The sequence below is a fragment of the Gephyromycinifex aptenodytis genome, from assembly GCF_012277275.1.
Lineage (GTDB): Bacteria > Actinomycetota > Actinomycetes > Actinomycetales > Dermatophilaceae > Gephyromycinifex > Gephyromycinifex aptenodytis.
The window spans coordinates 1962710-1985841 of the sequence record NZ_CP051155.1 but is presented as its reverse complement, the minus strand read 5'-3'; the positions used below and the strand labels follow the sequence as shown (position 1 = coordinate 1985841).

Genomic DNA, 23132 nt, shown 5'->3' with positions numbered 1-23132 from the left:
GGTCAAGGCGCGGCGCCGGATCACCAGAGCTGAAGCGATTGCTGAAAGATGCCGTAGAGATCATCTTCAGTGACCTGTTTTGGGGCAGCGGCTAGGATGCGCTGCTGCTTGACGGCACCAGCGACGAGACCCGAGATATCGGATTCGTCGTAACCCACTGACTCGATGCCGTTGGGGATGCCGATGTCGCGCATGAGGTCTGCAAGGACTCCTGGCAAGAAGTCCCGGGGGTCGCTAGTTATCTCGGCTTCGGGGGCAAGCATCCGAGCCGCTTGAATATGACGCTCAGGGTTGGTGTCGAAGGTGAACCGGAAAGCCTCCGGAGCGGTCAAGGAGACAGCCATTCCATGCGGCACCATCGGTTCCTCCCCGGGATAGCCTCCCGGACGGAAGTCCTTCACGCGCCCGGCGATGGGGTAGGCGTTCGCGTGTGGGATGTGCACACCGGCGTTCCCGAATCCCATACCTGCGAACGTCGCTGCCAGGGCCATGTCGTTGCGGGCTCGCTCGTCATCGCCGTGGCGTACGGACTGCCTGAACGACGTTGCCAGCAGGGTCAGCGCCTTGCTGGACCACATGTCCGCCACAGGGTTGGCGCCGCAATAGGGGACGCGTTCCTCAGGCGACTTGTGTTCGAAGCTGGTGTACGGCCGTGCGGTCCAACTCTCAAGGGCGTGGCAGAGGATGTCCATGCCTGCGCTTGCAGTGACCTCTGCCGGCTGTGTCATCGTCAACCGGGGGTCGACGACCGCCATCGTGGGGCGCAGTCGGGCGTGACTAATGCCGGTCTTCACCTTCTGGGCGAGCACATCAAGCACGCAGATGGTGGTGCTCTCCGCGCCCGTTCCGGTGGTGGTGGGCACGGCGATCAGTGGTTTCAGCGGGTTGGAGGGGTTCTTGCCGCCCCCGACGGGAACGTTGACGTAGTCCATGAGTTCGCCGGGATTGGTCATGAGCAAGTTGACGGCCTTGGCCGTGTCGATGCTCGAACCGCCACCGACAGCGACATAAGCGTCGAAAGGCCCATGATCCTTGGCGTGATCGATGGCGTGCTGAAAACTCTCGTCGGTCGGTTCGACGTGTACCTGGTCGTAGATCAACGCCTCGATGCCGAATTGGCTCATCTGCTCCGCCACTCGTTGGACGATGCCGGTGGCGGCAACGCCGGGATCTGTGACGACGAGGACACGTGTGGCGCCGGTCAAAGATAGGTCGTAGCCGATCTCGTCCGAGGCTCCGTGCCCGAACTTGAGTTGGGGGGCGCCGTAGGTGAAAACGCTCTCCGGGTTGGCTGGGGTGTAGGTCATGAGGGGCTCCTATGGGATGGGCGGTCGGGTGTCAGCCCAGGGATGGGCGGGTGCGTTTGAGTTCGCGTCGCGCGATAGTGCGCCGGTGCACGGCATCGGGGCCAGCGGCAACGCGTAGGGCGCGAGCCCAGGCGTGGAGGTGCGCAGGCGCGATCGCGAACCCGCCACTCTGCTCGCCGCGGAGGTCGGTAGCGGGGACGCGGCAGCCGGTGAACCGCAGTTCCGAATGCCCATGCTGATCCTGGTACCCGAAGATCGGTAGGTGCCTGACGATCTCCATGACCGGACCGTCACATTCGCCTAAAACCAGGGACTGCTGGCGGCAGCGTTCCGTGTCGGCGTCGGTGTCGACGCGGCCCATGCCGATGAACAGCTGGCAGCGCTCATCGGCAGCTCTGCTGATCCTCCAGGGCAGGCCGCTACGACGGTATTCGTCACGTTCCCGGCGGATCTCTAGTTCCGTATTTCGCGTTAGAACTCCCTCATCGGGTTCGGTCATCGCGCTGGGCAGCGCGATGACAGCGAAGCCCGTGCTCAGGCACGATTTCATCCGGACCGGCCGAGGGGTGCAAGCAGAGCCGCGGCCGATCTGGTTGAGCGCTCATTTAATCGCGAGTGGATTGACCGGGGTGCCTGCCGCCTTGCTCACCTTCAGCGGAGCCGCGGCGTACATGAAGGTGTACTGCCGGTCTTCGGCGCAGTCAGCTGCTAGTTCCTCTAGGTCGCAGATTTCCGTCAGGGCGATCCCCAGATTTCGCATCAAGGCGCAGTGCAGCGTGAGAGCGACGCCCGTGTTGGGGTCGAAGGTGACCTCGTTGGCGATCGAGTCGGTCGCCAGGTTGGGGATTTCCATCTTTTGGAACCACTCGACAAGCTCGGGTGAATAGACCAGGCCGGGCTCGCAGAAGTTCTCGTAAAAGGCGTCACCCTTCGTGTGGAACTGCTGCATGTAGTTCGTACGGATGATGATGATGTCCCGCTTGGCGATCTCTGTTCCCTGGTCTTTTGCGCAGGCCATCAGGTCTTCATGGGTGAAGGTCTCTGCGGAATCTAGGCTGTCTTTGCCGCGCCAGCGCGCCATGTCGAGCAGGATTCCGCGACCGACGACGCCGCGGTTGGCGATCGGCATGATCGAGGCTTTTTCGAGGCCGCCTCGAGTCGTGTCGGCGGAATGACCATTCCAGATCTTGCCGTCGAACCAGAGGTGCCCGAGCGCGTCGTACTGCGTGGATCCTTGGAGGAACGCCTCGATCTTGTCGTCGGCGTAGTGGAGGCCACCAGGGAAGTCGGGCCCCTTGCCGCCTTCGTCCCAGTCCGATTCGTCAAGGATTTGCGTCCGGACGGCTGGGGTGCGGCCGGGCCAGACGGGGTCGCCCTTGGGGTCGCCGATCATGCGCTGCAGGGTGAAGACGCGCCCGCTCTTAACGCTGGAAATACCGCGCATGACTTCTTCGGCGGTGAGGTAGTTAAGGGCGCCCACCTCGTCATCCGGGCCCCATTTTCCCCAGTTGGTCGGGGCGTCTTTCAGCAGTTCGCTCAGCGCCGGGCTTTCAGACATCGTCGTCCTCCTACGTCGCGGAATGCCGAACGATCGAACGGTCGACCGCCGATGGATCCCAATCTTGGGCAGTCAGCAGGGCCCGGTCAAGACATAGCGGTGTTCAGATATCTTGAACGCCATGGGCAGGAGGGAGGAGGCGGAGCGGCAGCTGCTCGGTGCTGCCGTGCGGCAGGCACGCGTGAGGCGAGGGCTGTCGATCAGGTCGCTGGCGGACGCGGTAGATGTCAGTCCGGCGACGATTTGTGCCATAGAGCGGGGGCGGACCAGGGTCGATGCGGACCGGTTGCACGCGCTCGCCCAAGCGCTCGGGGCCAGCGATCGTGCGCTACTGCATGGTCCGGATCCGCAGGTGCAGGAGCGGGCGGTCATTGAGGGTGTCTCTGCCGTAGCTGGGGTGTCCAGCTGGCGTCGGTTTGACGATTTGCCCTTAGATCCAGCGCTGGCTGGTGCAATCAGTGCTTTTGTAGAATTCGGTTACCACGGTGCGGGGATGAGAGTCATCGCGGAGCATGCCGGCATGTCGGTCACCGGCGTGTACCACCACTACGCCAGTAAAGAGTTGCTTCTGGTACGCATTTTAGAACTGGCAATGAATGATCTCGAATGGCGTCTAGATGCGGCCATGCGCGAGGCCTTGATTGATCAACTTGTGCCAACTCGAAGGTTCGAGCGCCTCGTTGAGGCGCTGGCTCTTTTTCACGCATGTCGGCGCGACCTGGCGTTCATCGGTGCTAGCGAGATGCGCAGCTTGCAGGGGGTGGAGCGGTTGCGGATCGCGCGCCGTCGCAACGACGTCCAGCGCAGGCTTGAAGCTGAGATTACGTCTTGTGTGCACCGCCGACTAGCCCCGCAGCAGGACGTGTCGGCCGCGGGGCGTGCCATTTCCACAATGTGTACGTCGATTTGCCAGTGGTATCGCGTCGCTGGTCCGCTGTCGCCCGAGGAAGTAGCTCGTGAATATGCTCGGTATGCAGTGCGCATCATCGGGGCACGCGTGGGGAACGCTGATTAGCGATAGTGCCCATGCCTGCCTAGATTGGGGCTTGCCAGCCCTCGCCGCCCCTTCCAGCCCTCGTGACACCCCGCGAGCCGTCATTTGAAATCGACGGCTCGCGGGGGGTGAGCGGCGAGCCGTCACCTGCAATTGACGGCTCGCGCGGGGAGGGGGTGTTCCTGTGCTGCAGGCGGGCCCGCGCAGCACGTTCGCTGGGGTGGGCGAGGATGGGGCGGTGAACAGGGTGGATGGTGGAGTGTCGCGCGCCGTGGGCAACGGTGGCGGCACGGATCTCAAGGTGGTTGCGGCAGCCGCGATCACGGTGTTGTTCTGGGCCTCGGCATTCATCGCGATCCGCTTCGCCGGGCCGCATTACGACCCGGGCGCGATGGCGCTGCTGCGGATGCTCATCGGCACCCTAGGCTTGGGGATCATCGCCGCGCATCAAGGAATCAAGCTACCTCCGCGACGCGACGTCCCCTTGGTGATCGCCTGGGGTGTGGGCTGGTTCTGCCTCTACAACCTTGCCCTGAATACCGCAGAGTTGAGTATCGACGCGGGCACCGCCTCGATGATCGTCAACACGGCGCCGCTGATGGTCGTCATCTTCGCCGGTCTGCTGCTCGGGGAGGGTTTCCCGCGCGCTCTGCTCATCGGCGCCCCGATCTCCTTCCTCGGGGTCGTGCTCATCGGCAGCCAATCACCCACCGGTCACATCGAACCGTTGGGGTTGCTGCTGGCTGTGGCTGCAGCGGTGCTCTACGCCGGGTGCACCCTTTTGCAGAAGCGACTCCTTCGCACCGTGGACGCCACCACACTCACCTGGTTGGGCGCAGCCGCAGGCACTGTCGCGCTGCTGCCGTGGGCGGGGCGGATGATGCGCGATGTGGGCACCGCCCCGACCGGCGCGACGTTGGCCGTGGTCTTCCTCGGGGTGTTCCCGACCGCAGTCGCCTTCACCACCTGGTCCTATGTGCTCGCCCGTAGCTCGGCCGGTCGCACGTCGGCAATCACCTACGCCTCCCCGGCGGTGACGATCCTGCTCTCCTGGCTGATCCTGGCCGAAGTGCCCACGCTCGTCATGCTCATCGGCGGGGCGCTCTGCCTACTGGGTGTGTTCATCACCCGGATGTCGCGTTCAGATGCGTGATCAGGACGGTCCTGTTCCTGGGGGCGAGGCGCCCTGCCTAGGGTGGGCGTAGTGGGCGCCTCGCGTCCGGGTGAGTGATCAGGCGGAGGTGGTCCAGAACGGGTCCTGAACCGCGCGCAAGGTCGCAACGCTGGCATCGAACTTTTCTTGTTCCTCGGGTTCCAGGTCGAGCTGCATCACCTCGCGCACGCCGCGGCGCCCGATGCTGGCCGGCACCCCGATGAAGACGCCCTCGTGCCCGTACTCGCCTTCGAGCAGCGCCGAGACCGGCAGCGTGACCTTCTGGTTCCCGAGGATCGCCCGGGTGATCCTGGCCAACCCCATCCCGATGCCGTAGCTGGTGGAGCCTTTGGCCTCGATGATTCCGTAAGCGGCGTCGCGGGTGCGCACGAAGATCTCGTCGAGATCGGGCGCGATCTGCGGGTGAGCCGCGATCCGTTTGGGCAGCGAACGACCCGCGACCGAGGCCGAACTCCACACCGGCAGTTCCGAATCGCCATGCTCGCCGATGATGAGCGCATGCACGTTCTGGGTCGCGACCTCGAAATACTGCGCCAGGTTGAACCGCAGGCGTGCCGTGTCCAGGATCGTGCCCGAGCCGATGACCTGCTCCTTCGGCAACCCGGAGAAGCGCCACGTCGCGTAGGTGAGGATGTCGACCGGGTTGGTCGCCACCAGGATGATCCCGTCGAAACCGGTGTCCATCACCCGGGCGACGATGTCGGAAAAAATATGCATGTTGACGTCGACGAGCTCGAGCCTGGTCTGACCCGGCTTCTGGGCTGCCCCCGCTGCGATAACGACGATCGCCGCGTCGGAACACTCCTGATAGCCGCCGAAACTCACCGAGACGGGGGAGGGCGCCCAGGCGGCGCCGTGGTTGAGGTCAACGACCTCGCCGCGGGACTTGGTCTCGTTGATGTCGGTCAGCACGAGTTCGTCGCAGATACCTTGATTGACCAGCGCGTAGGCATACCCCATCCCGACCGCGCCGGTACCGATAAGGACGACCTTATTAGCGACATACTTCATGCCCCTACCGTAGGCGCCTAAGGTATGCCTTAGATACCCAGCCCGAGGGGCCCGTCCGCTGTCGCGGCTACCGTCTCTCGAAGGGCCGCGGGTGAACGCTTCCAGCTGCCTGATCCGGCCACATTTTTCTGGGCGAGCAGCGCTCAGCATGCCGCGGTGCTGGTCACGGCGGCACAGCGGCTGCCGCCGCCGCCTTCGACCAGCGCTTGCGATCGGCGCGACTCGCCTGGGCTCTTCTCGCGCTCAGAAGTGCCGACGGTTTCCGCCGCGCAGCGTGTCGGCTGCGGCGGCTCGCACGACCTCGCCCAACCGCGTCAGCCGGCGGGATTCCAACGCCCAGCTCTGCCAATACAACTCCACGTCCTCGTGGCGTCGGGTCTCCAGCAACACCAGGGCCCCGGCGCGTAAAGCAGCGTCCACTTGGAGCTCGGGCATCATCGCCCACCCCAGGCCCGCCAGCACGGCGACCAGCATCCCTTCCGAAGACGGGATGGTGTGCGAGGGCGGAGGCGTCTGCACCCCTCGCTGGAGGAGGGCACGCTCTTGCAGCGCGTCTTTGACGTTGAAACGCAGCACGGGCAGCCTGTCCCACGCCACCACACCGCCTGCGACGAAACGCTCATGCAGACTCGGCGCAGCCACCGGGACGTACCGCATCCGGCCGAGTGGTTCACTGCGGCACCCGCCCACCGGACGGGCTTGCGTGGTGACCGCTGCGGTGATCTCGCCCCGGCGCAGCAGGTGTGCCGTGTGGTCTTGATCCTCCACGTGCAGGTGGAGACCGGTGTCCTCCCATCGGGCCACCTGAGCCAGAACAGGGGCGAACCAGGTCGCCAACGAATCCGCGTTCACGGCCAGCGGGAACATCGCACGAGCGGATCCGTCTGAGCCGAGTGCGTCGCGCATCTCGATCTCCAAGGTCTGCACCTGGCGAGCCATCCGCAGCAGCGCGATCCCTGCCTGCGTGGGTTCGCACGGCGTGCTGCGGCGCACGACAATCTGCCCGACCGATTTCTCCAGCGCCTTGATGCGTTGGCTGACTGCCGACGGCGTCACCCGCAGTTCATCGGCGGCCGCCTCGAAAGAGCCTTCATCGATGACCGCTACCAGGGTGCGCAACTGGTCCAACTGCATGAAGCAACGCTAATGCAGGCGCAGAATCAATCGTTTTTCTTCACTAACTGCGATGGCTACCGTCGAGCCCATGGTGAGCATCTGGGGCGTAGGCCTCATGACCGGGCTGGCGTTGATCGTGGCGATCGGCGCGCAGAACGCTTTCGTCCTGCGTCAGGGCATCCGGCGAGAACACATCGGGGCAGTCGTGCTCATCTGCCTGCTCAGCGACGTGGCGCTCATCCTCGGCGGCACTGCTGGGGTGGGTGCGCTGGTCTCCCGATTCCCCCTGGTCCTGGACGTGTTCCGGTGGGCCGGCGCCGGGTACCTGCTGTGGTGGGCGGCGCGTTCTTTCCTTTCGGCGTTGCGCCCGCGCGTGCTGCAAGCGGACGCGCCTCGCTCACGGGGATCGGTCATCCTCACCACGTTGGCCCTGACCTGGCTCAACCCGCACGTCTACCTGGACACGGTGGTGCTGCTGGGCAGCCTGGCCAACCAGTACGGGACGGCGCGGTGGGTCTTTGCGGGCGGGGCTGTCTGCGGCAGCGCCCTCTGGTTCACCGCGCTGGGCTACGGGGCGCGCGCCCTGTCCGGAGTGCTCGACAACTCCCGCACGTGGCGGGTGATCGACGCGGTCATCGGGGTGGTCATGTTGCTGCTGGCGATCAACCTGCTGCGTGGGTGAACGGGCGGCTCGATAAACTCGCCCGGTGCGCCCCGAGCTGCAGGCTGACTGCTCCCGCTGTGTCGGGTTGTGCTGCACGGCGCTGCCGTTCGCGCGCTCAGCTGACTTCCCCGAGGACAAGCCGGGGGCTGTACCGTGTCGCAACCTGGACCAGGAATATCGCTGCACCATCCACCCCCGGCTCCGACAAGAGGGCTGGATCGGTTGCACTGTTTTCGAATGCTTCGGCGCCGGACAGCGGGTCACGCAGTCACTGGGCGGCCAGCAGGCTTGGCTATCGAAGCGAAAGCAGATGTACCCGCTCTTCCCGGTGATGCACCAACTGCACGAAATGCTCTGGTACCTGGCTGATCCCGTCGTCACCACGTCGAGCCGGGCAGGGGTGGCTCGAGACCTGGCAGGCCACATCGACGCCCTTGCCGCCAGCGCCCCCGAGGGCTTGCTTGCACTCGAGGTGCCGGCCATCCGGGCCCGGGTCGGTTCTCTGCTGGGCGCCGTCAGCGAAGAAACACGTACAAACGTCGCCCGTCGGGGTGTCTCCACCCGCCGTACCCGCGCCTGCCGCAGGCTGCGCCCCGGCGCTGACCTTGTCGGGGCTGACTTGAGCGGCGTTCACCTGCAGGGCTGCTCACTCCGTGGCGCGCTGCTGCTCAGGGCGCGACTACACGGCGCCGTGCTGTACCGAGTGGATCTGCTCGGAGCTGATCTGCGCGGCGCCGAGGTGAGCGGCGCCGACCTGCGAGAGGCCCTGTTCCTGACCCAACCTCAGGTCAACGCCGCGACCGGTGACTCGACGACACGGCTACCCGCCCGCCTGCACCGGCCGCGCCATTGGTCCTGAATCGAATTCAGACGCGGCTGACGAACGAGCGGACTCGTTCGACCAGCAGATCGGTGGCCTCAGCGTCGTAGCCCGGCAGCGAAGAATCGCAGAACAAGTGCTTGTCTCCGGGGTAGGTGTGCAGATCGGTCGCTGCGTGCGCCTCGATGAGTGCCTGCGCTGCTTGCAGGTCACCTTCCAACGCGAACAGCGGGTCGTCCTGAGCGCCATGAATCTGGACCGGCACCTCATCGGGCCATTGTGTGCCGAACTCATCCGGAGGCAGGCAAGCCTCGATGAGGATCGCGCCCCGCGCCCCTGAACGCGTTTGCGCGAGCCGCTGGGCGGCTCTAACCCCCAGGGAGACGCCGATGTAGACCGCGTCCGTGGGTAACTCAGCCACCTTCTGCTCGGCCCATTGGTCGTAACTGTCGAAGCCGCGCTCCTGGACGTAGGCGTAGCCCTCGAGGATGTTGTCGAAGGTGCGCCCCTCGAAATAGTCCGGGGTATGCACGACATGGCCCCGGCCGCCGATCTTTCGGCCGAGTTCGCTGATGCCTGGGGTGAGCCCTTGCGCGTGATGGAACAGGACGATCGTGGTCACGGTGCCTCCCGTGATGAGCGGCCGCACTACTCGAGTGAGACCGGCGGGATAAGTGTCGACAGTCTGGCGCAGGTAGACGAGCTCGTACAGGTTTCAGACCTGCCCGTCTCGTCACACCGGAAGAAACTGCGGCCTGTGCACAGGTGGCGGCGGGACACGTAGCCTCGCTGACATGACCCGCTCGCAGCTGATTTTCGAGGATTCCTACGCACGTGCCGTGCCGGAGTTGTCGCTGTCGTGGCAGGCTGCCGAAGTCCCGGACCCGCACCTGCTCGTGTTCAACGACGACCTGGCCCGAGAGCTCGGCGCCGATCCGGACCTGCTGCGAAAGGACCTGGCCCTGTTGAGCGGGCAACCCCGGCCTGGGGTGCGCACCGTGGCCCAGGCCTATGCCGGTCACCAGTTCGGTTCGTACTCGCCGCGGCTCGGCGACGGCCGCGCGCTATTGCTCGGTGAGGTCATCGACCCGGCCGGAGATCGCCACGACCTGCACCTGAAGGGCTCGGGGCGTACCCCGTTCGCGCGAGGTGGGGACGGCAAAGCCGCCGTCGGGCCGATGCTGCGCGAGTACCTGATGGGCGAGGCCATGCACGCCTTGGGGATCCCGACCACCCGCGGGCTGTCGGTGGTCAGCACCGGGGAGAGCATCTATCGGGAGCGGATGCTGCCGGGGGCGATTCTGTGCCGTGTCGCGGCCAGCCACCTGCGCGTCGGCACCTTCCAATACGCGGCGGCTCAGGGTGAGATCAAGGTGATGCGCGCCTTGGCCGACTACGCCATCGCCCGGCACTACCCGCAGGCTACGCAGGCGAAGTCGCCCTACCTTGGGCTACTGGAGAACGTTGTCGCCGTGCAGGCGCAGCTCCTCGCCTCCTGGATGCTCGTCGGCTTCGTGCACGGCGTCATGAACACCGACAACATGACGATAAGCGGCCAGACCATCGACTACGGACCGTGCGCGTTCATCGACAGCTACCACCCGGCCACGGTTTTCAGCTCCATCGACCACGCAGGTCGCTACGCGTTGGGCAACCAACCCGCCGCGGCACAATGGAACCTCGCCCGCCTCGGCGAAGCGCTGCTGCCGCTGGTCGATGAGGACCTCAACGCGGCCGTCGAGGCGGCCACCGAAATCCTCCTGGGATTCGCGCCGCGCTATCGAGAGGCGCTATCGGCGGGGATGGCGGCCAAGGTGGGGCTGGGACAACCCGCCCCCGAACTGACCGATGACCTGCTGCAACTCCTGAGTGAAGAGAAAGTCGACTACACCGGGTTCTTTAGGGCGCTGGCGGCAGGCACCGCTCGCGAACACTTCACCCAACCGGAGGCGTTCGACCGGTGGAACCAGCGTCGACTGGTGCTGCTGGCCGGGGATGAGCCCACCGAGGCGATGAACCGGATCAACCCGGTGTACGTCCCCCGCAACCATCGCGTCGAGGAAGCGCTCGAGGCAGCCACGGCCGGGGACCTGGCGCCCTTTCACCGGCTGCTCGAGGCTCTCACCCACCCCTACGTTGAGCGCCCCGACTTTCAGGACCTGGCCGAGCCCCCGCCCGCCGGCGCCGCGCCGCACGTCACCTACTGCGGTACCTGACAGCGCTGCCCGACGCGCCGCGCACGGCGCCCCTCAGATCCGTGTGCGCCCCGGAGTCAATCATCCGGGGCGCGCGCAGCACTGCGCCCCGGATGTCTGGAGCCGGGGCGCAGTGCTGTGTGCCTGAGCCGGGCGCTGCGGTGAAACGAATGGGGTCCACCTCAGCCCGCCGGAATCGGGCAATTGCAGGAGATCTAACGAACTGTGGGCGCGGTGGGAGTCTCGTCGGTAATCACGTCGCGCTCTGCGGTCCTGCGGCGGGCGTTGATCGCCTCCCACACCGGGGCATTCTCGATACCGATGGCACGCGGGTCGAAGACCGGGTCGTTGCCCGCCTTGCGCTGCACTTCGTAGTCGTTGTAGATGGCGTATGCCTTCTTGGCCAGGAAGACCAGCGCGATGAGGTTGATCCAGGTGTAGATACCCACCCCGATGTCAGCCAGCGCCCAGGCGAACTTGGATGAGCGGTAGGAGCCCAGGATGATCGAGGCGGCCAGCAGCAGCTGGAAGCCGACGATGACCTTGTGCTGGTGACGGTGCCCGCGCAGCAGGTAGGACAGGTTGGTGTCGGCGTAGAAGCCGAACGACAACAACGAGGTGAAAGCGAAGAAGAACATCGCGACAGCGATGAAGGCCGGGCCGAACCCAGTCATCACACTGTCGAAGGCTGCCTGGGTGTAGGCCGGGCCGGGCTTCACCCCGGGCAGGTTCTCGACCAGCAGCGTCTCGTCGGGACCCACCACGTTGTAGGTGTTGCTGGCCAGGATCATCAGCGCGGTCATCGTGCACACGAACAGGGTGTCGACGTAGATCGAGAAGCCTTGCGCCAGGCCCTGCTTGACCGGGTGGGAGACCTCGGCGGCGGCGGAGGCCTGGGCCCCGGTGCCGGTACCGGCCTCGGAGGAGTAGACGGCGCGCTTGACGCCCCACATGATGACGGCGCCGAGCATGCCGCCGTAAAGCGCTTCACCGCCGAAGGCGCTGCGGAAGATCAGCCCGAACATTGCCGGTACCTGATCAGCGTGCAGACCGACGATGACCAGCGCCACAAGTATGTAGGTCACGGCCATGAACGGCACGACCAGACCGCATACTCGACCGATGCGTTTCATGCCGCCGAGCACGACCGCGCAGAACAGAATGGCCACCACGACGCCGGTGATCCGGGGGTCGAAGGAGAATGCGACCCGGGCGGTGCTGGCGATGTTGAAGGCCTGGATCGAGGGGCCGGTGACCGTGAAGGCGAAGATCGCGGCGATGGCGTAGAGCATGCCGAACCAGCGAGCATTCAGACCCTTCTCGATGTAGAAAGCAGGCCCGCCGCGATATTCGCCGTCGACCTCTTCCTTGTATGTCTGAGCCAGCGATGATTCGACGACGGCGATAGCTGCGCCGAGGATGCCGGTGATCCACATCCAGAACACGGCGCCGGGTCCACCGAAGTGAATAGCCGTCGCAACGCCGGCAATATTACCGACCCCCACCCGACCGCCCAGGGCCATGGCGAAGGACTCGAACGAGGAGACGCCGTGTGCAGAATCGCCGCCGCGGACGAGCTGGCGGACCATATCGCCGACCCGCAAGACCTGCGGAAACGCCAGTCGGATGGTGAAGTACAACCCCACCAGAAGTACGAGATAGAGCATGGGAGTGCTCCACAAGAGTTCCACAATTCTCGTGATTATCTTGTCCATGAACCGAACCCCTTTCTTGGGCCAAATGGGCCGGTGGCCCGCGTAATCGGGTGTGATGCACCAGACATGGTGGTTAGTTTTACAGCACTGAACGCGCCGTGTCGCGGTAGCGCCGCTCGATTAGGGAATTACTTCAGAAAATTCGACTCTAATATGTCATCTGAATAACGATTGCGCCCATAATCGCCACACCTGTTCTATCTGGCCGTGAATTAGCGCATCATCACCCGCCATCTCGCGGGCGTATTCGCGCCCGCGATAGCTCGATCCGGGTCGAAGGAGGCTGCGCTCCTCCCCGCCGGACCCGGATTGCCCGCGTGAACACAGCACTGCGCCCCGGATGCGGTGCATCCGGGGCGCAGGCGTGAAGGGTCAGCGGATGGGGGTGTCCAGGGTGCCGGCAACCCGGCGGCGCTCAGCGATCTCGTCCCAGACCGGGGCGTTGTCGATGCCGACGGCACGCGGGTCGAAGACCGGGTCCTTACCGGCCTTGCGCTGCGCTTCGTAATCCTTGAACACCTTGTGGGCCTTGGGCGCCAGGAAGATCAGCGCGATGAGGTTGATCCAGGTGTAGAGGCCGACGCCGATGTCGGCCAGCGCCCAGGCGAAGTCGGAGCTACGGAACGAACCCAGGATGATCGAGGCCGTGAGCACAAGCTGGAACACAACGACCAATTTGTGCTGGTGGCGGCTGTTTCGCACCAGGTAGGAGACGTTGGTGTCGGCGTAGAAGCCGAACGAGAGCAGCGTGGTGAAGGCGAAGAAGAACATCGCGATGGCGATGAAAGCGGCGCCGAAGCCGGGCATCACGCTGTCGAAGGCTGCCTGGGTGTAGGCCGGGCCGGGCTCCACCCCGGGCAGGTGCTCCACGAGCATCTTGCCGTTGGGGGCCGCCACGTTGTAGGTGTTGCTGGCCAGGATCATCAGCGCGGTCATCGTGCACACGAACAGGGTGTCGACGTAAACCGAGAAGCCCTGCGCCAGACCCTGCTTGACCGGGTGGGAGACCTCGGCGGCAGCGGAGGCCTGAGCCCCAGAGCCGGTACCGGCCTCAGAGGAGTAGACGGCGCGCTTGACGCCCCACATGATGACGGTGCCGAGCATGCCTCCGAACATCGCTTCGCCGCCGAAGGCGCTGCGGAAGATCAACCCGAACATCGCCGGGACGTCATTGGCGTGCAGACCTACGACCACCAGCGCGGTGAGGATGTAGGCCACGGCCATGAACGGCACGACGAGGGCACAGACGCGCCCGATGCGCTTCATGCCGCCGAGCACGACCGCGCAGAACAGCGCCGCCACGACGACGCCGGTGATGCGGGGGTCGATGGAGAAGGCGGTGTTGGCGCTGTCGGCGATGTTGAAGGCCTGAATCGAAGGGCCGGTCACCGTGAAGGCGAGCACGGCCGCGAGGGCGTAGACGATGCCGAACCAGCGGCTGCGAAGCCCGTATTCGATGTAGTACGCCGGACCGCCTCGGTATTCGCCGTGAATGTCCTGCTTGTAGACCTGCGCCAACGATGACTCCACGATGGCGATGCCGGAGCCGAGGATCGCCGTCACCCACATCCAGAACACGGCGCCGGGTCCACCGAAGTGGATCGCGGTGGCGACACCAGCGATGTTGCCGACCCCGACCCGGCCGCCCAGCGCCATCGCGAACGACTCGAATGAAGAGACGCCCTGGGCGGAGTCACCGCCCCCGAACAGGAACTTGACCATGTCCCCGACCCGCCGGATCTGGGGGAACAGCATGCGGATGCTGAAGTACAGCCCCGCCAGCAGGACCAGGTAGAGCATCGGGGTACTCCACAGGAGTTCCACGGTCCTCGTGACGACTTTGTCGAGCATGGGTGCCCCTTTCGGAGGCCGGGTGGCTGGTGTCCAGGTAACTAGTTCTCAGGTGCTGGGCTCACCTAGCTTTTCAGTCCGAGGCGCCGTCGGGGGGCGAACACGCAATTGTCATCGCCCCTAATTGCGTCGATTGGGACCCAGCCGCGCGCAGATGTGGCATTTCGCACACTGCGATGGAGTGCTGTGCTGGGTCGCGAGCTATTGAAAGGCTAGTCACGGAGGGGCGTGGCGCCGCCGCCGATGAGGCCTAGGCTTCCTCGGGTGAGCCGATCACCCGAGCATGCAGCCTTCGTCGTGGCACCGGGCTCGCCGCGCTCTGGGCGCTCTCGGGTCGCCGGGAACGCCGCCGCGCGTCGGGACGCCCCGGCGCGGGTTGCGGTCGTCGGTAAAGACGTGCGGGTGGTCCTGGCGCCGGAGCAGGCCGCGCAACTAGCGGCCCGGATAGAGAGCGAGCGCCCGCGGTGGACGTGGTGGTCAGCTCAGTGGGATGCCGCCCCGCTCATAGCTGCCGGACTGGCTCCGGCTCGCGCCTGGGACGTGAGGCAGGCGCACCGGCTCATCTTCGGCGGGGGTCAGGGCGAACCCGGCCAGGCCTGGGCGGCCGCCCACGGGTTGGATCTGGCCCAGGTGCCGGCGCCTCCTACCGGCGACCTGTTCGAGGTGATGGACTCCGCGCCGGAGTCCGGGCTGGTCCGCCCGGATGGCCACTTGCGTCCCGACGCTGTCGCCGGGACCTGGTGCAACGACGACGAGCTGCTGCTGAGTTGGGCGGATGCCGCGCTGACCTGCGCGCGAGCGCAACGCGCACAGGCAGCACGCTGTTGGCCGCGGCTGGTGGTGACCGTGCACGCCGAGTCAGCGGCGGCGGTGCTGTGCGCGGAACTGACCCGCGACGGGCTACCGGTGGATCGGGCCCGGTTGCTGCAGATCGTCTCCCCGATGTCGGGCCCGCGCGATGCCCGGGATGCGCAGGTGCTGGCCCACGTGCCGGGCCGCGAGCACATCGATCTGCGCAATCCGCTCGCGGTGCGCGACCTGCTCGCCAGTGTCGGGATCGAGGTGGCAAGCACCCGTAAGCATGTCTTGGAGGCCTACCGCAACGCCCACCCGGTGGTCTCGGCGCTGCTGGCGTGGCGGGCGCAGGAACGGATCGCCACCACCTACGGCCCGGCCTGGATCCAGGAACATATCGGCCCTGATGACCGGCTGCGCGGGCAGTGGAACCCCGCCGATGGCGCCGCCGGGAGGATGAGCGCGGACAGCGGGCTGCACAACCTGCCCGTCACATTGCGGCCCGGTGTCGCGGCCGAGCCGGGGCACCGTTTCGTGCGCGCCGACCTGGGCCAGATCGAACCTCGCGTGCTGGCGGTGGTCTCCGGGGACGAGGCGTTCGCGGCGGCCTCCCGAGCCGAGGACCTGTACGCGCCGGTGGCGGCCCGGCTCGGGGTGGAACGTTCGGTGGCCAAGATTGCGGTGCTCGCGGCGATGTATGGGCAGCGCAGCGGCGCCGCCGGGGAGGCGCTGCGCGGACTCGAACGCTCCTACCCGGTGGCGATGCGCTACCTGGATCGGGCATACGCGGCCGGTTGCGCCGGCGAGCCGGTCCGGACCTACGGGGGTCGACTCATCCGCACCGGCGCTGCGCTGCCCACTGCGCCGCAACCCGATGACCCCGCCTTGACCGCAGCCCGGGGACGGTTCGCGCGCAACGCGGTCATTCAGGGTGCGGCGGCAGAGTTGTTCAAGGCGTGGGCCGTGACCGTACGTGCGGCGCTGCACCCTCGCGCTCGCATCGTGTTATGCCTGCACGATGAACTGCTGGTGCATGTGCCGCAGGAACTGGCCGAATCCACAGCGCAGGCGTTGGATACCTGCCTGCAGGACGCCTCCCGCCGCTGGTCCGGCGGCGCCCCGGTACGGTTCGTCGCCGATATCTCGGTGGTGCAACGCTGGTCAGAGGCCAAGTAGCGCCCGGTGACTCATTCACCGCCCGGTGACAGGAGCTCCTCGAAAGAGACCTCATACATCGTGTTGGCCTTGAGCTCTTCGCTGCGTTCGGCGGGGCTGCCGTCGCCGAAGAGGTCGGCGAGAACCTCGGCGATACCCTCCTCGTCGTGGGAGGCGGTGACGCGGTCGGCAGCCGCGCGGACCTCCTCGACTGCGTTACCCATCGCCACCCCCATCCCGGCCGCGTTGATCATCGGCAGATCGTTGTAGTTGTCTCCGAACGCGACGACCTGCTCCATCGGGATCGACACGGACTCGGCGTAGGCGCGGACCGCGGATCCTTTGTCCACCCCGGCGGCGGTGGCTTCGAAGTAGTACGGCGCAGAGAATGATGACTCGGTGTCCTGGCCCACTTCGGCGCGGATGACACCGGCCAACTCGGTGAGGACCTTGTTCGGGCCGCAGAGCAGCACCTTGTCCACCGGGACCTCGACACGGGTCATGTCGGGCAGGTGGACGAAGTTCATCTCGTTGCCCTTCACCTCCATGCCCACCCGCTCGGCGTCCGGATCTGCAGCGATGAGGTCATCACCGGCGCAGAACATCGTCGTGACCGGGTACGACTGGGCGATCGTGCAGATGCGGGCGGTGATACTCGGCTCCAGTGCGCGCCGGTTATACACCTGACCGGAGGCCGCGTCGGCCACGACGGCGCCGTTGACTCCGATCAGCACCAGGCCGCTGGGGTCGAGATGCATGTCTCGAACGAGTCGACGCAGGCCCGGCAAGGGGCGCCCGGAGGCGAGCGCGAGGGTGGCTCCGGCCGCGCGGGCACGGGCCAACTCGGCACGAGTACCCGGCAGGATCAGGCCCTGCCTGCTCAGCAGGGTGCCGTCGATGTCGGTGACGATAAGGCGGTAGGACACGGCGCTCCGTATGTCGTTGTCGATGGAGCCCCCAGTATCGCCGCGGCCCCGCAGCGCTCGTACACCCGGTGCTGCGGGGCCGCGTCTTCGCGCACTCAGCGGTGGCGGGTCCCGGGGTCTCAGCCGCGGCGGTCGGCGACACCGCCGGCCTCGGTGTGAGGCTGGGGCGGGGTGGTGCTGGGGGCAGCCCCAGCGGCCTGGAGGGTGGGCTGGTAGCGGACGGCGAGGCGCTGACGGCGAGCCAGTCGGTAGAGGGCGTAGGCGAACAGTGCGATGGCCGCGATCTGCACAAGCATGAACGGCCCGCCGGTCCCAGCGCTGCGGTCGAACATCGAGGACGGGTCCTGAGTGAGCGCGCCGTAAGCCCCGGCGACGACGTTGTTGACGACGTGGATGGCGATCCCTGCTTCAAGACCACCCGTGTAGTGGGCAAGGATCGACAAGGTGGCGCCGAAGGCGAAGTAGTAGCCGATCAGCCATGGGTCCTGGGCGAAGTGGGCGGCCATGAAGATCAGCGCAGAGATGAGGGTCCCGACGATGAGCGAGCTTCGTTCAGCCGAGAACCAGGTCCCCACCGCGCGTTGCACATAGCCGCGGAAGAAGATTTCTTCGGCTGCGGCTTGGAAGGGCATGAGCAGCACCCCGACGAGCAAGTACACCAGCCAGTTGTCGGCCCGCGACCCATTCTGCGGCGCCAGGTATTGAAACAGGGCCAGGTAGGCGAGGAAGGGCAACAGGATCACTGCGGTAGCCAGCCCGAGCCAACGCCACCGGAGCCGTCCTTGCACCGAGAACAGCTGCCCGATGGCCTGCCCGTGCACGATCCGTTGCATGAGGATGGCGATGGGGATCAAGACAACCAGTCCCGCCAACGCCGCCGCGTACATCAGCGGAGTCATCGATTGCGGGTCGAACGAACCGTGGTTGGCCATCGTCTCGTAGACGACAGCCAGCACCGTCAGGAAGACGCTGACCGCCAGGAAGAGCAGGACCCCGACAATGACGCCGACCAACGGTTTCCACCATCGCGACTTCTCGTTGCGTAGCGAGTGGCTGAAGCGGCTGCCGGGGGCAGGGGCGCAAGCGAGGGCGACAGGTGGGTGTTCCCGGTGGCTCTGGGTGGAGGTCCGCTCGTGGTCCATGTCTTCAGCATCTCCCACGCCAGAGGCGATCCCAACTGAGCCCGATCATCAGGGCTGCGGGGATCTTCCCGTCCGGATCATGACATTTGTCAGCCTGAGCCCATCGGCGCCGACTCAGGCCAGCGGCAATGTCCGCCAGGACAGGGCCGCTCCATCCGGGCGCAGCGACACCGTCAGGCAGTGCGGAGACTCCACGTACACGACCCGCACCCGCAGCTCGCCGTCGATACACGCGCCGCTCAACGCGACCGGGGTGTGCAGCGTGTCTGGGGCGGGCAGGCGAGCTCGGGTCCATTCGCCGCGACCGACTGGCACCTCGACACCGCCCTGGGCGGTGTGCCAGGTCATCGACCATCCCTGCGGCGTCTCATCGATACGCACGCGTTCCACCTGACCGAGGAACAACGCCGGTGCGCGCAGGTCGTGATCGCGCCCGAACAGGTCCGCCACGCTGGCTACCCCGGCGTCCTCCTGGTCGCTCAGCGGCTCCAGGCGCTGGCTGAGCAGCAACTCCTCGAGGTCATCGTCGGCCTCCGGCGAGCCGGGAGAATCGAAGGCGGGCAGGAGGTGCTCCCACACCAGGTCGAGTTGCTCCTGCATCCGGGGGCACTGGGCAGTCATGGCGATGACAGCCTGCTGTTCGGGCAACACGATGCAGAACTGCCCGTAGGCGCCGTCGCCCCGGTAGCCGTGCCGCGCGCTCCACAGTTGAAAGCCGTAGCCCTGCTGCCAGTCAGGGTTGCTCGTGCGGCCGGCGTTCGGTACCAGGGGGCGACGCGCTTGGGCGAGGTAGCCGGCCGGGATCAACCTGCGGTCGCCCCACTGGCCGTCGCAGCGAAGGAGCTCCCCGAAGGCGGCGATGGTTTCGGTGCGTACGTGCAGGCCGGTGAAGCCTTGCGCCAGCGGTTGCCCGCCCGGCCCGACGGTGCCCTTCATCCCGTTCCAGGTCGCTTCAGCCGCGCCGAGGGGGTCCAGGAGTCGGGGTCGTAGCCAATCCAGTAGCGGCTCGCCGGTGACGCGGGCCAGGATCGCGGACAGCGTCAGCGTTGCGCCCTGGTTATAGGTGAAGAGCCCCGGGTCGTGTTCGGCCGGTAATTCCAGGAAGGTGCGCAGCGGGTCGCGGTCGCTGCGGGCGCTGGAAGACATGGCGTTGATCGGGTCGTCCTCGTGCCCGGTACTCATCGTCAGCAGGTCCCGCACCCGCACGGTCCGGGTCCACTCCGCTGCGCCGCCCGGTAGGTCTTCGCCTAGTGCTTCGGCGACGGTGGACTCGAGGTCGAGAAGTCCTTCCGCTTGGGCGATGCCGACGGCGGCGGAGGTGAACGCCTTGGACAGCGAGTAGACGAGCTGGATCCCATCAGGGGTGTACGGCTCCCACCAACCTTGCGCGATGACGTTGCCGCGTCGAAGCACCATGAGGCTGTGTAGCTCGATCCGCGCTCGCGCTGCGGCGTGAATGAAGGCGCCGATCCGGGCGGCATCGACATCCTGACTGCTGGGCGTGGCGCGAGGAAGCATGCTCTGATCATCGCCGACGAGGCCGGGACCGCGCCCGGCGAGGCCCGGGTGCTGGACGCAGCCTTGGCCGCGGCGGAGCCTCGCGTTCAGGCACTGCTCATCGGTGCAGCGGCCGGGCCTCGACAGAGGCCGCCGCTGGGGACGAACCGGGAGCATGGCTGGAGCCAGAGCCGGAGACGTTTCACACCGTTGCCGCTGAGACGGCCGCCGAGGTGAGGGTGAGCGCCGGCGATCTCACCGGCGCCTCTCCCGACGGTCACCGCACTCACTGGGACAGCTCCTACCGGGTCGCAACGTGCAGGGGGCGCCCGCGCGCGATGGCGGCACTCCCGTCCTAAGAGGTCTCCATCGAGGGAACTTGCGGGGTGTAGGCGGCATCGCTCTGCCCGATCCCGTCCAGCGTGGGCTCCAGCCTGGTGTACCGGGCGCCCTGGGCGGGGCGAGTATCCGGCTCGCCCGGGCGCGGCCACAGCGACATCGCCCGCTCTGCCTGCGCCGTGATCGTCAGGGCCGGGTTCACTCCCAGGTTGGCGCTGATGGCGGCCCCGTCGGCGATGGTGATGCCCGGGTAGCCCCACACCCGCTGGTAGGGGTCGACCACCCCGGTACTCGGGTCGTCGGAGATCACTGCGCCGCCCAGGTAGTGCGCGGTCATCGGCACATCGAACAGTTCCCCGATGGAACCGCGCGGCATCGCGTTGCGGCCGGTGCGTTCGGCCAGCCGGGCCGCCAGCACCCGGGTGGCGCGCACCCCCTCGGGGATCGTGGTCGGGTTCGGTTCACCGTGGCCCTGCCGGCTGCTCATCCGGTGCCCGCCGAAGAGACCGCGCCGGTAGGAGGTGGTCAGGGAGTTGTCGCGGCTCTGCATGATGAGCGCGATGATCGTGCGTTGGCTCCACCGGTGCAGCGACATCGCCCGCACCTGGGTGATCGGGTTCCGCACCAGTTCGCGGGCTGCGCTCAGGAGCCGGGACCGGCGTCCGGCGCTGTCGGTGAAGACGGCCATCATGGCGCCCATGAGGTTGGAGCCGGCCCCGTACCGGCAGTTCTCGACGTGGGTGTCGGCTGAGACGTGGAAGGAGGTGGTGATGGCGACACCGCGACTGAGGTCTTCGGCCGGCAGATCCAGGGTCATGGCGGCACTGAGCTGCTCGGAGTTCGTGCGGGTCAACAGCCCCGTGGCTGGCGAGAGGTTCGGCAGGTCACCGGTGGCCTTCCAGCGGTGCAGCAACTGCCCGGTATTGAACGCCCCGGCGGCCAGGATCACCTGCCGGGCCCGCAACGTCTCGGGACGGCGACGCAGCAGCGACCCGGTCGCCTCGGAGGTGACGGCGTACCCCTGGTCAGGGTGAGCGGCATCCAGCGGGCGCACCCGGGTGACGGTGCGCAGCGGGTCGATGCGCACGCCGAGGCGTTCGGCCAGCGCCAGATAGTTCTTGACGAGGGTGTTCTTGGCCCCGACCCGGCAGCCGACCATGCAGTTGCCGCACTGGGTGCAGCCGGTGCGGGCCGGCCCGGCGCCGCCGAAGTAAGGGTCGGCGACAGTGCGTGCGGGTTCACCGAAGTACACCCCGACCGGGGTACTGAAGACGGTGTCCTGCACGCCGAGGTCGCGGGCGGTTGCCCGCATCACCTCCTCCACGGGCCCGTCGCACGGGTTGGTGGTGACACCGAGCATTCGGGAGGCGGTCTCATAGTGCGGCGCCAGTTCGGCGTGCCAGTCGGTGATGTGGCCCCACTGCCGGTCACCGAAGAACGGCTCTGGGGGCACATACAAGGTGCAGGCGTAGTTCAGAGAACCGCCGCCGACACCGGCCCCAGCGAGCACCACCACGTCGCGCAGCAGGTGGATGCGTTGGATCCCGAAGCAGCGCAGTTTCGGGGCCCACAGGAACCGGCGCACATCCCAACTCGTGCGTGGGAGCTCCTCGTCCGCGAAGCGTCGTCCAGCTTCGAGCACCCGGACGCGGTAACCCTTCTCGGCCAGGCGCAGCGCCGCAACCGATCCGCCGAAACCCGAGCCGATGATCACGACATCGACGTCGTACTCCCTCATGCCTTCGCCCTTCGTTACCGACCGGTTTCCTACCGGTGGGCGGAGTTTAGGCATGCTTTCCGGTGCAGCGGCGCGCTGTACCGCACTCTTTTGCTTCCACCCGTGGAGGGGGCAGACGACTGCGGAGGCGCCTCAACGCCTCGACAGCCGCCTACCTGCTCGCCTACCTACTGTTGCCGAGTCCGTTCCGGGACGACGATGGCGGGGCAGGAGGCGCGTGCGAACAGTCGCATGCTGGTGGAGCCGAAGAGCAACCCGCGGACCTCGCCGCGGCCGTGGGTGCCCACGACGAGCATCGCGGCGCGGGCCGAGGCACCCAGCAGGGCCACATCGGATTGGCCGCGCACGACTTGGCGTCGCACCTCCACTTCAGGGAAGCGTTCGGTGTGCTGGGCCAGGGTTTCCTTCAGGACGTGGTCGAGGTGGTCATCGGTGGGCACCGCCGGTCCCCGCTCGTCCCGGTCGGCCCAGCGATCTCCGGGCTCCCAGGAGTGCACGGCGACCAATGGCCGCCCCTCGGTGCGGGCCTGCTCGAACGCGAATTCGGTGGCGGCGGAGTCACTCTCGCCGTCCACACCCAACACGATGGGGTCCCCGTCAGTCAGGTCCTCGGTCAGCGAGGAGGGCACGACCGCTACCGGGCCGCGGGCATGCGTGACCAGGTATTGCGAGGTCGACCCGAGCAGCAGCCCGCTCAGCCCGTTCAAGCCCCGGGTCCCCACGACGACCAGATCGGCGGAGCGCGACGCATCAGCCAACCACGGTCCAGCGTGTCCGGGTGCGGCTTCGACGCCCACGTCCAGGTTCTCGTATTGACTCTGCAGGTTCGTGCGCATCTGCTCCAGGTAGGAGGTCATGGCCAACTGCGCATCTTCGGTGATCTGCGGCAGCAAAATAGCGTCCGGCGCAGCAGTGGGCCCGTGGCCGAAGGCGCCTAGCAAGAGCACCGGGAGGCGGCGACGGGCGGCGAAAGCAGCCCCCCAGAACTCAGCGGTAGCGCACTGTTCGGCACCGGTGGTGCCCAGCACGACCTGGCCGGTGAAATCGCGGACGGGTGTTTCGTTCATGGCGACTCCTGCACTGGCGGACCTCGTACTCCCAGGTTCTCGCGTCGCGGCGGTAAAGGCCAGGTTTA

19 protein-coding genes are annotated in these 23132 nt (G+C 66.7%); 6 read left to right on the top strand and 13 right to left on the bottom strand.

Annotated elements, in window-relative coordinates; translation table 11 throughout:
- Positions 1–20: 20 nt before the first annotated feature.
- Genes G9V96_RS08580 through G9V96_RS08570 form a run of 3 tightly spaced genes read right to left on the bottom strand, consistent with a single transcriptional unit; the run spans position 21 to position 2865 of the window.
- A complete protein-coding gene (locus tag G9V96_RS08580; protein ID WP_168582659.1) occupies positions 21–1307 on the bottom strand; it encodes a hydroxyacid-oxoacid transhydrogenase in 1287 nt (428 codons plus the stop codon).
- Between the two features lie 31 nt (positions 1308–1338).
- Entirely contained in the window at positions 1339–1857 is a 519-nt protein-coding gene (locus G9V96_RS08575; RefSeq protein ID WP_168582658.1) for an acyl-CoA dehydrogenase family protein, read from the bottom strand.
- A 51-nt stretch (positions 1858–1908) separates the two neighbouring features.
- Positions 1909–2865, bottom strand: coding sequence for a cyclase family protein (locus G9V96_RS08570; protein ID WP_168582657.1), 957 nt, complete (start codon positions 2863–2865; stop codon positions 1909–1911).
- 121 nt (positions 2866–2986) lie between these two features.
- Between G9V96_RS08570 and G9V96_RS08565 the strand changes: the two genes are divergently transcribed.
- Both G9V96_RS08565 and G9V96_RS08560 read left to right on the top strand, forming a co-directional pair.
- Positions 2987–3880 (top strand): helix-turn-helix domain-containing protein, encoded by an 894-nt coding sequence (locus G9V96_RS08565; RefSeq protein WP_168582656.1) that lies wholly within the window; start codon positions 2987–2989, stop codon positions 3878–3880.
- 217 nt (positions 3881–4097) lie between these two features.
- Positions 4098–5012 (top strand): DMT family transporter, encoded by a 915-nt coding sequence (locus tag G9V96_RS08560; RefSeq protein ID WP_226913238.1) that lies wholly within the window; start codon positions 4098–4100, stop codon positions 5010–5012.
- 78 nt (positions 5013–5090) lie between these two features.
- On the opposite strand, the gene G9V96_RS08555 is transcribed toward G9V96_RS08560, so the two are convergent.
- Positions 5091–6044: an L-lactate dehydrogenase gene (locus G9V96_RS08555; protein WP_168582655.1), complete on the bottom strand. Its 954-nt coding sequence runs from the start codon at positions 6042–6044 to the stop codon at positions 5091–5093.
- 243 nt (positions 6045–6287) lie between these two features.
- Positions 6288–7178 (bottom strand): LysR family transcriptional regulator ArgP, encoded by an 891-nt coding sequence (locus G9V96_RS08550; RefSeq protein WP_168582654.1) that lies wholly within the window; start codon positions 7176–7178, stop codon positions 6288–6290.
- Between the two features lie 52 nt (positions 7179–7230).
- Between G9V96_RS08550 and G9V96_RS08545 the strand changes: the two genes are divergently transcribed.
- Both G9V96_RS08545 and G9V96_RS08540 read left to right on the top strand, forming a co-directional pair.
- On the top strand, positions 7231–7842 hold the full coding sequence (locus G9V96_RS08545) for a LysE/ArgO family amino acid transporter (RefSeq protein ID WP_404861416.1): 612 nt from the start codon (positions 7231–7233) through the stop codon (positions 7840–7842).
- Positions 7843–7867: 25 nt separating this feature from the next.
- Entirely contained in the window at positions 7868–8683 is an 816-nt protein-coding gene (locus G9V96_RS08540; protein WP_168582653.1) for a pentapeptide repeat-containing protein, read from the top strand.
- Between the two features lie 7 nt (positions 8684–8690).
- On the opposite strand, the gene G9V96_RS08535 is transcribed toward G9V96_RS08540, so the two are convergent.
- Entirely contained in the window at positions 8691–9266 is a 576-nt protein-coding gene (locus G9V96_RS08535; protein WP_168582652.1) for a dienelactone hydrolase family protein, read from the bottom strand.
- A gap of 172 nt (positions 9267–9438) precedes the next feature.
- Here G9V96_RS08535 and G9V96_RS08530 point away from each other — a divergent pair, with 172 nt between their 5' ends.
- Positions 9439–10860 carry a protein adenylyltransferase SelO gene (locus G9V96_RS08530; RefSeq protein ID WP_168582651.1) on the top strand — a complete coding sequence of 474 codons (1422 nt, stop codon included), beginning with the start codon at positions 9439–9441 and terminating at the stop codon, positions 10858–10860.
- Between the two features lie 194 nt (positions 10861–11054).
- Here the strand turns inward: G9V96_RS08530 and G9V96_RS08525 are convergent, their stop codons facing one another.
- Both G9V96_RS08525 and G9V96_RS08520 read right to left on the bottom strand, forming a co-directional pair.
- Complete coding sequence (locus tag G9V96_RS08525; protein ID WP_168582650.1) at positions 11055–12554, bottom strand: alanine/glycine:cation symporter family protein; 1500 nt, start codon at positions 12552–12554, stop codon at positions 11055–11057.
- 372 nt (positions 12555–12926) lie between these two features.
- A complete protein-coding gene (locus tag G9V96_RS08520) occupies positions 12927–14405 on the bottom strand; it encodes an alanine/glycine:cation symporter family protein (protein ID WP_168582649.1) in 1479 nt (492 codons plus the stop codon).
- A 264-nt stretch (positions 14406–14669) separates the two neighbouring features.
- Between G9V96_RS08520 and G9V96_RS08515 the strand changes: the two genes are divergently transcribed.
- Positions 14670–16376, top strand: coding sequence for a DNA polymerase (locus G9V96_RS08515; protein ID WP_226913237.1), 1707 nt, complete (start codon positions 14670–14672; stop codon positions 16374–16376).
- Positions 16377–16387: 11 nt separating this feature from the next.
- Here G9V96_RS08515 and G9V96_RS08510 read toward each other — a convergent pair whose 3' ends face one another.
- From G9V96_RS08510 to G9V96_RS08490, 5 genes are all read right to left on the bottom strand, one after another.
- On the bottom strand, positions 16388–17281 hold the full coding sequence (locus G9V96_RS08510; protein WP_168582647.1) for a Cof-type HAD-IIB family hydrolase: 894 nt from the start codon (positions 17279–17281) through the stop codon (positions 16388–16390).
- Between the two features lie 119 nt (positions 17282–17400).
- Positions 17401–18423 (bottom strand): CPBP family intramembrane glutamic endopeptidase, encoded by a 1023-nt coding sequence (locus G9V96_RS08505; protein ID WP_168582646.1) that lies wholly within the window; start codon positions 18421–18423, stop codon positions 17401–17403.
- A gap of 114 nt (positions 18424–18537) precedes the next feature.
- Entirely contained in the window at positions 18538–19941 is a 1404-nt protein-coding gene (locus tag G9V96_RS08500) for a serine hydrolase domain-containing protein (RefSeq protein ID WP_168582645.1), read from the bottom strand.
- Positions 19942–20275: 334 nt separating this feature from the next.
- A complete protein-coding gene (locus G9V96_RS08495; protein WP_168582644.1) occupies positions 20276–21997 on the bottom strand; it encodes a GMC family oxidoreductase N-terminal domain-containing protein in 1722 nt (573 codons plus the stop codon).
- A 167-nt stretch (positions 21998–22164) separates the two neighbouring features.
- Positions 22165–23064 carry a universal stress protein gene (locus G9V96_RS08490; protein WP_168582643.1) on the bottom strand — a complete coding sequence of 300 codons (900 nt, stop codon included), beginning with the start codon at positions 23062–23064 and terminating at the stop codon, positions 22165–22167.
- Positions 23065–23132: the final 68 nt, after the last annotated feature.

Excerpts from the sequence above, each read along its gene's own strand:
- G9V96_RS08580 (WP_168582659.1), bottom strand. The coding sequence starts at position 1,307 with ATGACCTACACCCCAGCCAACCCGGAGAGCGTTTTCACCTACGGCGCC.
- G9V96_RS08575 (WP_168582658.1), bottom strand. The coding sequence starts at position 1,857 with ATGAAATCGTGCCTGAGCACGGGCTTCGCTGTCATCGCGCTGCCCAGC.
- G9V96_RS08570 (WP_168582657.1), bottom strand. The coding sequence starts at position 2,865 with ATGTCTGAAAGCCCGGCGCTGAGCGAACTGCTGAAAGACGCCCCGACC.
- G9V96_RS08565 (WP_168582656.1), top strand. The coding sequence starts at position 2,987 with ATGGGCAGGAGGGAGGAGGCGGAGCGGCAGCTGCTCGGTGCTGCCGTG.
- G9V96_RS08555 (WP_168582655.1), bottom strand. The coding sequence starts at position 6,044 with ATGAAGTATGTCGCTAATAAGGTCGTCCTTATCGGTACCGGCGCGGTC.
- G9V96_RS08550 (WP_168582654.1), bottom strand. The coding sequence starts at position 7,178 with ATGCAGTTGGACCAGTTGCGCACCCTGGTAGCGGTCATCGATGAAGGC.
- G9V96_RS08545 (WP_404861416.1), top strand. The coding sequence starts at position 7,231 with ATGGCTACCGTCGAGCCCATGGTGAGCATCTGGGGCGTAGGCCTCATG.
- G9V96_RS08530 (WP_168582651.1), top strand. The coding sequence starts at position 9,439 with ATGACCCGCTCGCAGCTGATTTTCGAGGATTCCTACGCACGTGCCGTG.
- G9V96_RS08525 (WP_168582650.1), bottom strand. The coding sequence starts at position 12,554 with ATGGACAAGATAATCACGAGAATTGTGGAACTCTTGTGGAGCACTCCC.
- G9V96_RS08520 (WP_168582649.1), bottom strand. The coding sequence starts at position 14,405 with ATGCTCGACAAAGTCGTCACGAGGACCGTGGAACTCCTGTGGAGTACC.
- G9V96_RS08505 (WP_168582646.1), bottom strand. The coding sequence starts at position 18,423 with ATGGACCACGAGCGGACCTCCACCCAGAGCCACCGGGAACACCCACCT.
- G9V96_RS08500 (WP_168582645.1), bottom strand. The coding sequence starts at position 19,941 with ATGCTTCCTCGCGCCACGCCCAGCAGTCAGGATGTCGATGCCGCCCGG.
- G9V96_RS08495 (WP_168582644.1), bottom strand. The coding sequence starts at position 21,997 with ATGAGGGAGTACGACGTCGATGTCGTGATCATCGGCTCGGGTTTCGGC.
- G9V96_RS08490 (WP_168582643.1), bottom strand. The coding sequence starts at position 23,064 with ATGAACGAAACACCCGTCCGCGATTTCACCGGCCAGGTCGTGCTGGGC.